6 protein-coding genes are annotated in these 9,694 nt (G+C 65.2%); 1 reads left to right on the plus strand and 5 read right to left on the minus strand.

All coding sequences use genetic code 11. The features are described 5' to 3' along the window. The first annotated feature begins 19 nt into the window (after positions 1 to 19). Positions 20 to 1,261, plus strand: a complete 1,242-nt coding sequence (locus tag PREDE_RS10265) for a GH25 family lysozyme (protein WP_015310459.1) — start codon at positions 20 to 22, stop codon at positions 1,259 to 1,261. 33 nt (positions 1,262 to 1,294) lie between these two features. Here PREDE_RS10265 and PREDE_RS10270 read toward each other — a convergent pair whose 3' ends face one another. The 5 genes from PREDE_RS10270 to abc-f form a co-directional block, all read right to left on the minus strand. Then, positions 1,295 to 2,308 carry a hypothetical protein gene (locus tag PREDE_RS10270; protein ID WP_005847165.1) on the minus strand — a complete coding sequence of 338 codons (1,014 nt, stop codon included), beginning with the start codon at positions 2,306 to 2,308 and terminating at the stop codon, positions 1,295 to 1,297. A 12-nt stretch (positions 2,309 to 2,320) separates the two neighbouring features. Beyond that, complete coding sequence (locus PREDE_RS10275; RefSeq protein ID WP_005847167.1) at positions 2,321 to 4,342, minus strand: peptidase U32 family protein; 2,022 nt, start codon at positions 4,340 to 4,342, stop codon at positions 2,321 to 2,323. Between the two features lie 101 nt (positions 4,343 to 4,443). Next, on the minus strand, positions 4,444 to 5,361 hold the full coding sequence (gene metA / locus PREDE_RS10280) for a homoserine O-acetyltransferase MetA (protein WP_005847169.1): 918 nt from the start codon (positions 5,359 to 5,361) through the stop codon (positions 4,444 to 4,446). A 15-nt stretch (positions 5,362 to 5,376) separates the two neighbouring features. Then, positions 5,377 to 7,413: a M13 family metallopeptidase gene (locus PREDE_RS10285; RefSeq protein WP_005847171.1), complete on the minus strand. Its 2,037-nt coding sequence runs from the start codon at positions 7,411 to 7,413 to the stop codon at positions 5,377 to 5,379. Between the two features lie 66 nt (positions 7,414 to 7,479). After that, positions 7,480 to 9,501, minus strand: coding sequence for a ribosomal protection-like ABC-F family protein (gene abc-f / locus PREDE_RS10290; protein ID WP_015310461.1), 2,022 nt, complete (start codon positions 9,499 to 9,501; stop codon positions 7,480 to 7,482). Between the last annotated feature and the right edge of the window lie 193 nt (positions 9,502 to 9,694).

Raw genomic sequence — 9,694 nt, forward strand, 5'->3', positions numbered from 1 at the left:
TTCTTATATGCAGAAACACATGACTCGATATTTGCCCAACGGGCGGACGCGACGCCGCCGCTCCCTCCTCTTTCACCCTCTGGCTGCCCTGCTGCTGCTCACGACGCTGCTGGCGGCGGGCTGTTCGGCCCCCGGGAGCGACGTGTTCACCATTCGCCGCGGCGACACGACCTACCGCGGGCAGCTGCGCCACGGCCTGCGCGATGGGCTGGGCGTGCTCACCCGCGGCGACACCGTGGTCTATTCGGGCTCGTGGCGCGGCGGCATGCGCCAGGGACGGGGCTGGACCACAGACACGTCGGGCCGCCGCATCGACGGCGTGTGGGACCACGACACCCTCGTGACGGGCACCCGCCACGACTCGGCGGGCGTCTACACGGGCGAGTTCGACCGCCGGCTGCGGGCCCGCGGCTACGGCCATTACCGCGACACGCTGGGCACCTACTACGAAGGGCAGTGGGTGGCCGACGAGCGCACGGGCTTCGGCTTCTCCTCGCAGCACCGCTACTTCCGCGTGGGCGAGTGGAAAGCCGACGTGTATAAAGGCGAGCGACTGCACTACACCGCCGACCGCATCTACGGCATCGACCTGTCCAAACACCAGCACGAGCGGGGTCGCCGCCGCTACACCATCGACTGGAGCCGGCTGCGCATCAGCCATCTGGGCTCGCTCTCGAAGAAGAAAGTGAGCGGGACCGTCGACTACCGCGTGTCGTTCATCTTCATCAAGAGCACCGAAGGAACCTCGCTCACCAACCGCTACTACGCCGCCGACTACGCCGCCGCGCGGGCCCACGGCTACCCGGTGGGTAGCTACCACTTCTTCTCCCACCGGAGCACGGGGGCCGAGCAGGCGGCCCACTTTCTGCGCCACAGCCACTTCCGCACGGGCGATCTGCCGCCCGTGCTCGACCTGGAGCCGCTGCCCAGCCAGGTAAAAAAGATGGGAGGCCCGGCGGCCATGTGGGCGCGCGTGCGCAGCTGGCTGCACATCGTGGAGCGGCAAACGGGCATGCGCCCCGTGCTCTACGTCAGCCAGCTCTTCGTGAACCGATACCTCAACGCGGCTCCCGACGTCAAACACGGCTATCCGGTGTGGATAGCGCGCTACGGCGAGTACAAGCCCGACGTGAAACTGTGGATTTGGCAGCTCGCCCCCGACGGCCGCGTGCGCGGCATCCACGGCGAGGTGGACATCAATGTGTTCAATGGTTACAGCGGCGAATTCCGCCAATGGCTGGCCGCCGTCCGCAAAAAATAAACGAAAGGAAAGGGGGAAAGGCGTGCGGCGGCCTCATTCGTTGACCGCCCCGCAGTGCGGACACCGGCCCTTGCGCCGCATCCTCGCACCGCAACGGCCGCAGCGATAGGGCGCGCGGCTGTGGCGCAGGTACTGCCGCAGGGCGTAGAAAGCGTAGCCGGCAAGCAGCACATAGCCCACGAAATAGAGCACGGTGAGGCTGAACACAATATAGTTCACGGCACACACGGCGGCCAATCCGCCCAGATAGAGCAGGGCCTCGCCCGCCGGCAGCTGGTGGCGCACGTCGTCGAAAGCGGCCAGCGCCACGATGAGCATGGCCCACACCGACAGCAGGAACACGCCCAGCACGGGCGGAAGACTGAAAGGATTGAGCGTGGGATGGAAGTAGAAGTGCTGCCACATCTGCGGCGCGAAGAGCTGAATGCTGGCATAAAGCGCAGCCGATGCCGCCACGATGAGACAGAGCAGCGTGGGATAGAAGGAGTCGATGTCGTTGAAATGGACGATGCGCGCCCGTCGCCTGAAGATGCTCCACAGCAGGTAGCTGGCCGCAAAAACCACGATGACCGCGAGGAAAACAATGACATGCGAGCCCGAGAAGTCGGAGATGAACTCGGAAATGGGGTCGTCTGGCATGACGCGGGGCAGGAGCAGGCTCTCGCGTGTCCAGCCAAAGGCCGAGGTATCGTTGGCCAGTTGCACCCACACGGAGTCGACAGGGTCGGCCGGCACCATGCGGATGTCGGCCACGACAAGGTGCGCCCCGCGGTACACGGTGAACGAATCGGTCTGCATGCCGCCCAGCAACTCCTCGGGTTGCTGGCGCAGCAGCTCCAGGCTGTCGGCCCGCACCACGAAGTTGTAGTTGTTGGTGTAGTGATGGGTGGAGAAGAACGAGAGCGAGTCGAGCTGTCGCTCGCTGTAGGGCTGGGCCGCATGGGGCCGCCGATGGCTCACGTAGCACGAGCCCAGCAGCGTTGCAGCCAGCAGGGCCACGGCCGCTACGAAGGCGGGGCGCAGGGAAAAGGGAATGGGATTTCTCATGGATTCGGGCGGCTACTCACTGTAAATGTTCATCTGGCACTCGTCGCAACGGAACTCCAGACGGAACCGACGGCCGTCGCCCAGCCGCAGCACGAGCGGCTCGCGCCACGTGGGCTTGCGGCCGCCATGGCGCACGCAGAAGCCCAGCGCATAGCGCAGGCAGTGGCGGCACTGCATGAGCAGGGCCCCATGCTGCCGCCCCTCCAGCTCGAAGGCCGGGCCCACGCGGGGCAAGCCGTGGGCGGCATAGAAGTCGCGGGCCAGATGATTGGACACGTTGTAGAGGTAGGAGAACTGCCGGTACTCGGGTTGCCACACGCGGGCGACGGCTGGGGCGGCTTCCTTGGCAGGGTTGTTCAAGTTGTTTTTGTCGTCGATGTTGTCTTCAACATCGGTATTTGGGTTGTTTTCTTTGTTCTTGTTGTCTTTAGAATCCACGTTCGGGCAGTCTTCAGCTCCCCTGTTTTCTTCGAGAGCCGCGGCCAGATGCTCCACGGCTTCGCGCCTCAACGCGGCCAGCAGACTGGACGGAATGAAGAGCTGCGCGGCCTCGTCGTCGATGCCGATGCCGTCGCAACTGAAGAGCGTGCCACCCAACTTGCCCAGCTGCCGGCGTATGTTGTCGGTCTGGGCCGACTTGGCGGCCTCGTGTGCAAAGTCCACCGTGGCCTCGCCCACCGGTTCCCCAGCCTCGGGCCCGGCCTGAACGAGCCCGTCCGGCGGTGTTGAGGTGCCGGCTCCTGCAGGTGCAGGCCACACCCGGAGACGGAATCCAGAGGGCGTGAGCCCCAGCCGCATGCGCACGGGTAGCGTGCGTTGGGCCGTGGCGCCGGCCAGCACACGCTCGAAAGCCTCGTCGTTGTTGCGGTAAAGACCCGTTCCCGCCTTGAGCCCGCGCGGCATGCGGAGGGGGTAGAGGCGGTTGCCCACGGCGCGGTTCACGCGGAAACCCTCCAGCTCGTGCTCCTCGTTGATGAAGCAAAGCCCGTCGCCATTGGCAAATGCCGCCGTTCCAGCCACGTTGAACGAGTCGCGCCGCAGCTCCTTCACCCGCCCCACGAACTCGCCAAGAGCCTTGGGCGTGTCGAAAGAGGCGATGTCGGGCTGCCGCCCTTTTAGGAAGTAAGTGGTGAAGCCGCGGTTGAAAGTCTTCTGCAGGTTGGGCTCGAAGCTGTACGCCACCCGCCCGCGCGAGGCCCGTGCATAGCGTTGCGGATGGCGCGCCACCAGCTCGTCGAGCCGCCGACTGAAGGCCGACACCACGTTTTTGACGTAGCCCTCGTCCTTGAGCCGCCCCTCTATCTTGAACGATGTGGCGCCGGCATCGGCCAGTTCCTCCAGGTGGTCGAGCTGGCTCATGTCCTTCATCGAGAGCAGATGACGGCCTTGTTCGACGACGTGGCCGTCGGCATCCACGAGGTCGAAGCGCATGCGACAGAACTGGGCACACGCTCCCCGGTTGGCCGACCGCCCGAAACAGTGCTGCGAGGCGTAGCACACGCCCGAATAACTCACGCACAACGCCCCGTGCACAAACACCTCGAGCTCGATGTCCGGCACGGCTTTGCGGATGGCTTCTATCTCTTCGAGCGACAGCTCGCGGGCCAGCACGGCACGCGCAAAACCGAGCCGCCGCAGCCATTCCACCTTTTCGGCCGAGCGCGTGTCGCACTGCGTCGAGGCATGGAGCAGCGGTGCCCGAGCCACCCTGGCCAGGGCCTCGCGGCGCAGTTCCAGCATGCCCATGTCCTGCACGAGCATGGCATCCACGCCGATGCGCGACAAATCGGTGACAAGCTGCCGCGTGGCGGCGAGCTCTTGCTCGTAGACAATGGTGTTGACAGTGACGTAGACGCGGGCCCCAAACCGGTGGGCATGGGTGCAGAGCGCGGCGATGTCGGCCAGCGAATTGCCGGCGGCGGCCCGCGCGCCGAAGTGTTCGGCACCGATGTAGACGGCGTCGGCCCCGTGGTCGATGGCGGCCAAGCCGCAGGCCAAGTCCCTGGCAGGAGCCAGGAGTTCGAGTTTGCGCATAGTGAAAAAGGCGGCCGCTCCACCCGTGCGGGAGGGCGCACGGGCCCTGCAAGGCGGCTGCACGGACGCGTACAACAGTCCGCCCGGCCCCGTGCCGACGGCTATTCTATCTCGTTGATGTTGTAGGGCGTCTCCTGATAGACGTAATAATTGATCCAGTTGCTGAACAGCAGGTTGGCGTGCGACCGCCACGTCACCAGCGGTCCCTGGGCCGGATCGTCGGCGCGATAGTAGTTGCGGGGCAGCGGCACGTCGTTGCGCTTGCCCAGGTCGCGGCGGTATTCCTTGTCGAGCGTGTCGGGGGCATACTCCAGGTGGCCGGTGATGAAGAACTCGCGGCCGCCCCGCGCCATGACCATGCTCACTCCGCTGCGCTCCGACTCGGCGATGACGGTGAGCGCCGGAACGGCCTCGATGTCCTCGCGGTGCACCTCGGTGTGGCGGCTGTGGGGCATCATGAACACGTCGTCAAAGCCTCGGAAGATGGGCAACTCGGGCACAAGAGGCGTCTGCCGGAAGATGCCGAACATCTTTTCAGCCAGCGGATACTTGGGCACGCCATAGAAATGGTAGAGCCCCGCCTGGGCCGCCCAGCAGATGTAGAGCGTGGAAGTGACGTGGGTGCGGGCCCAGTCGAAGATGGTTTTTATCTCCTCCCAGTACTCCACCTCCTCGAACGGCATCTGCTCGATGGGGGCGCCGGTGACAATCATGCCGTCCCACTTCTGCTGTCTAAGGATGTCAAAGTCCTTGTAGAACATGAGCATGTGCTCGATGGGCGTGTTCCTCGGCGTGTGGCTGCGCAGTTTCATGAAGTTCACCTCCAGCTGCAGGGGCGTGTTGGAGAGCAGGCGGATGAGGTCGGTCTCGGTCGTAATCTTCAGCGGCATGAGGTTGAGCACGACGATTTTCAGCGGCCTCACCATCTGTGTGTGGGCCCGGCTCTCGTTCATGACGAAGATATTCTCCTTCTTCAGGATGTCGACGGCCGGCAGCCTGTCGGGTAAGCGTAAGGGCATGGCGTTGGATTCTGGTTACCAGAGCTGCAGCCGCTCGCTCTGGGGGATGTACATTTTGTCGGCGGGGGTCACGCCGAAGGCCTCGTACCAGGCGTCGATGTGGGGCAGGGCGCCGTCCACGCGCCAGCGTCCGAGCGAGTGGGGGTCGGTCTTCACACGGTTGCGGATTTCCTGTTCGGTGATGTTCTGGCCCCACACGCCGGCGTAGGCGATGAAGAAGCGCTGGGCGGGGGTGAAGCCGTCGGCGGTCTTCAGCGGGCGGGTGGCCGTGACATTGCGCAGGGCGTTGTAGGCCACCTGCAAGCCTCCGTGGTCGGCCAGGTTCTCGCCGAGAGTGAAGCGGCCGTTGGCGTGCAGGCCGGGCAGCACCTCGATGGCGTCGAAAAAGTCGGCGTAGAGCTTGGCGCGCTGGTCGAATCCGCGGGCATCGGCGGCCGTCCACCAGTCGTGCAGGTTGCCCGTGGCGTCGTATTGGCGGCCCTGGTCGTCGAAGCCGTGGGTCATTTCATGGCCTATCACCACGCCGATGGCCCCGTAGTTGAAGGCATCGTCGGCCTTGGGGTCGAAGAAAGGCCGCTGCAGGATGCCGGCCGGGAAGCAGATCTCGTTGGTCGTGGGGTTGTAGTAGGCGTTGACGGTCTGGGGTGTCATGTACCACTCGTCGCGGTCCACGGGCCGCCCGGCCTTGTCGCGTATCTCCTTGTCCACGGCAAACAGGCGTGCGGCCACCACGTTCTCGTAGTAGCTGCGGGCCGGGTCGATGTCAAGGCGGGCGTAGTCGGTCCACTTGTTGGGGTAGCCAATCTTCACGTAGAAGCGGTCGAGCTTGTCATGGGCGTTGGCCTTGGTGGAGTCGCTCATCCAGGTCTGGGCGTCGATGCGCTGGGCCAGGCTGAGCTGAAGCTGGCGCACGAGCTCCTCCATCATGCGCTTGCTCGAGGCGGGGAAGTAGCGTTCGCAGTACATTTTGCCGAGTGCTTCGCCCATGGCGTGCTCCACTTGGACGGTGGCGCGCTTCCAGAGGGGGAAGTCTTCCTTGCGTCCTTTCATCGTCTTGCCGAAGAAGTCGAAGTTGGCCTCACGCACGTTGTCCGACAGAACATTGGCCGAACCCATGATGACGTCCCACTCCATGAGGGCGCGCAACTCGTCGGCCGTGAGCAGTGCGGCGAGCCGGTCGCAGCCCGTGAAGAAAGCGGGCTGGCCCACAACAACCTCGCGGATGGCGGCCGTGTCGATGCCTTGAGCCTGCGAGAGGGCCCGCAGCGGGATGTTGGGCCAGGCTGCCTCGAAGGCGGCGAGCGTCATTTTGTTGTAGTTGGCCTGGGGGTCGCGCAGGTCGGTGTTGCTCTTGGAGACGAGGGCGAGCGTGGTCTCGAAGCGGAACACGGCCTCGCCTTTCCGCGCCGACTGCTCCTCGGTGAAGCCATAGAGGCGGAACATGCGCACGATGTGGCGGCGGAAGGCCTCGCGCACGTCGGCCGTGGCCTTGTCGGTGTTGAGGTACCAGTCTCTCTGTCCCAGCGTGAGGCCGCCCTGACGCAGCACGAGAATGTTCATCGTCACGTTTTTGTCGTCGGCCGCGAAGCCCGAGCCGAAGGGCACGCCATAGCCCAGCCGCGCGTACTTGAGCTGCAAGCGGCGCAGGTCGTCGAGGCTGCGGGCGGCCTCCATCTCGGCCAGCAGGGGCTGCACGGGGGCCAGCCCCTCGCGGTTGCGGCAGGCCGAGTCGGTGGCGAGCCGGTAGAAGTCGCTGAGCTTGCGCTCGGTGGTGCCGGGCTTGTAGGCCTTGCGCGACAGGTCGGCGAGGATGGTATTGACCTGCCGGTTCACGTTTTCCTGCAGCATGTCGAAGCTGCCATAGCGGCTGTAGGCGGCGGGCAGGGGGTGCGCGCGCTGCCAGCCGCCGGTGGCAAACTGGTAGAAACTGTCGGCCGGACGCGCCGTGCGGTCCAGGTTGGAGAGGTCGAGGCCCGACTTGCTCTGGGCCTCCATGCCGGCCACGGGGGCGGCGAGCATCATCATCATGGGGAGGAAATGTTTCATATACATGGTTGTTGGGGATTCGTTGGGGGTCGGCGGCGGGGCCGCCGGAGGGGGATGCCGCGGCGGCAGCCGTCAGACGGCGGCGGCGCGGAGCGTCTCGAGGGCTTCAGAGAGCGTCAGCCAGGCGTCGTTCTCGCGGTCGAGGGCGGCCTGGGCCGAGGTGTACTCGCCCACGAGCTCCATGTTGGCGGCGTTGTCGGGGTGCATGAGCAGGGTGTCGAGCTCCTTGAGGCGGGCCTCGAGGCGGGCTATCTTCTTCTCCGACTCCTCGACGCTGCGCTCGGCGCGGCGTATCTTTTTCTGCCGTTCCTTGTGCTCCTGATAGTTCTGGCGGGCGTCGCCGGCAACCGCCGTGGGGGCCGGAGCCTTGGCCGCAGCGGGTGCGGCGGCCGGGCGCGACGGGCCGGAGGCGGGCCGGACGGCGGCTGTGGGCGGCGCGGCCACAGGGGCCGGCGACGGCGACGAGGCCAACGCCTCGTGGATGGTCTCGGCACGGCGGGCCCGCAGGTAGTCGTAGATGCCGCCCAAGTGCTCCACCACGCGGCCGCCGCCAAACTCGTAGACCTTGGACACGAGGCCGTCGAGGAACTCGCGGTCGTGGCTCACCACGATGACCGTGCCGTCGAAGGCGCGGATGGCCTCCTTGAGCACGTCCTTCGACTGCATGTCGAGGTGGTTGGTAGGCTCGTCGAGGATGAGCAGGTTCACCGGCTCGAGCAGCAGCCGTATCATGGCCAGGCGCGAGCGTTCGCCGCCCGAGAGCACCTTGACACGCTTGTCGGCCACCTCGCCGCCGAACATAAACGCGCCCAGCAGGTCGTTGATCTTGAGCCGCATGTCGCCCGTGGCCACGCGGTCTATGGTGTCGTGGATGGTGAGCGACTCGTCCAGGAGCTGCGCCTGGTTCTGTGCAAAGTAGCCTATCTGCACGTTGTGGCCCAGCTTGAGCCGGCCGTCGAAGGGTATCTCGCCCATGATGCACTTCACGAGCGTGGACTTGCCCTCGCCGTTCTTGCCCACGAAGGCCACCTTTTCGCCGCGCCGGATGGTGAGGTTCACGTGGCCGAACACGGTGTGCCGGCCGTAGGCCTTGCCCACCTCGTCGCAAATCACGGGAAAGTCGCCCGAGCGCAGGCAGGGCGGGAACTTGAGGTGCATGGCCCGGTTGTCCACATCGTCGACCTCTACAGGCACCATTTTCTCCAGCTGCCTGATGCGCTGCTGCACCTGCACGGCCTTGGTGGCCTGGTAACGAAACCGCTCGATGAAGGCCTTCGTGTCGGCCATCTCGCGCTGCTGGTTCTCGTAGGCGCGCAGCTGCTGGGCCCGCCGCTCCTGCCGCAGCACTACATACTGGTCGTAGGGCACGCGGTAGTCCTCGATGTGGCCGCAGGTAATCTCCACGGTGCGGTTGGTCACGTTGTTGATGAAAGCCCTGTCGTGGCTCACCAGCACCACTGCCTTGGCGCTCTGGGCCAGAAACTGCTCGAGCCACTGTATGCTCTCGATGTCGAGATGGTTGGTCGGTTCGTCGAGCAGCAGCACGTCGGGGTGGCGCAGCAGAATCTTGGCCAGCTCGATGCGCATGCGCCATCCGCCCGAGAACTCGCTGGTGGGGCGGTCCAGGTCGTCGCGGCCGAAGCCCAGTCCGGCCAGCGTGCGCTCCATTTCGGCCTCGTAGTTGTCGCCGCCGAGCATCATGAAGCGGTCGTGTTCCTGGGTGAATGCCTCCACCAGCTCCAGGTAGCCGGCGCTCTCGTAGTCGGTGCGCTCGGCCATTTCGCGCTGCATGCGGTCGAGCCGCACCTTCATGTCGGTGTGGCGTGAAAAGGCCTTGCGCGCCTCTTCGCGCACGGTAGTGTCGTCGGCCAGCCGCATCACCTGTGGCAGGTAGCCCACCGTGGTGTCGCCGGCCACGGCCACCGTGCCGGCCGTGGGCTTCTGCAGGCCGCACAGAATCTTCAGCATCGTGGACTTGCCGGCCCCGTTCTTGCCCACGAGGGCGATGCGGTCGCGGTCGTTGACCACGAAACTCACGTCATGAAACAAGGGCCGCACGCCGAACTCCACTGTCAAATGCTCTACCGAAATCATCTTTTTCCCGAATCTTTATAGACTGCAAAGATACAAAAAAAAGCCCCATTGCGTGCAGCTACACATTATTTTTATTACTTTTGCAAGCACGGACAACCCGGGCCCGCCGCGCCCGCACGGCATGGTCACGGCCCCAGCACAGCATCTTCGGGGCCCCATCCTGCACCGCTGCCGCCCCCACCCTGCATGGTCG

The organism is Prevotella dentalis DSM 3688 (assembly GCF_000242335.1).
GTDB lineage: Bacteria > Bacteroidota > Bacteroidia > Bacteroidales > Bacteroidaceae > Prevotella > Prevotella seregens.

What these genes read in the sequence shown, in the direction of transcription:
- PREDE_RS10275 (WP_005847167.1), bottom strand. Translation starts at nt 4,342, where the DNA reads ATGCGCAAACTCGAACTCCTGGCTCCTGCCAGGGACTTGGCCTGCGGC.
- PREDE_RS10285 (WP_005847171.1), bottom strand. Translation starts at nt 7,413, where the DNA reads ATGTATATGAAACATTTCCTCCCCATGATGATGATGCTCGCCGCCCCC.
- PREDE_RS10265 (WP_015310459.1), top strand. Translation starts at nt 20, where the DNA reads ATGACTCGATATTTGCCCAACGGGCGGACGCGACGCCGCCGCTCCCTC.
- PREDE_RS10270 (WP_005847165.1), bottom strand. Translation starts at nt 2,308, where the DNA reads ATGAGAAATCCCATTCCCTTTTCCCTGCGCCCCGCCTTCGTAGCGGCC.
- metA (WP_005847169.1), bottom strand. Translation starts at nt 5,361, where the DNA reads ATGCCCTTACGCTTACCCGACAGGCTGCCGGCCGTCGACATCCTGAAG.
- abc-f (WP_015310461.1), bottom strand. Translation starts at nt 9,501, where the DNA reads ATGATTTCGGTAGAGCATTTGACAGTGGAGTTCGGCGTGCGGCCCTTG.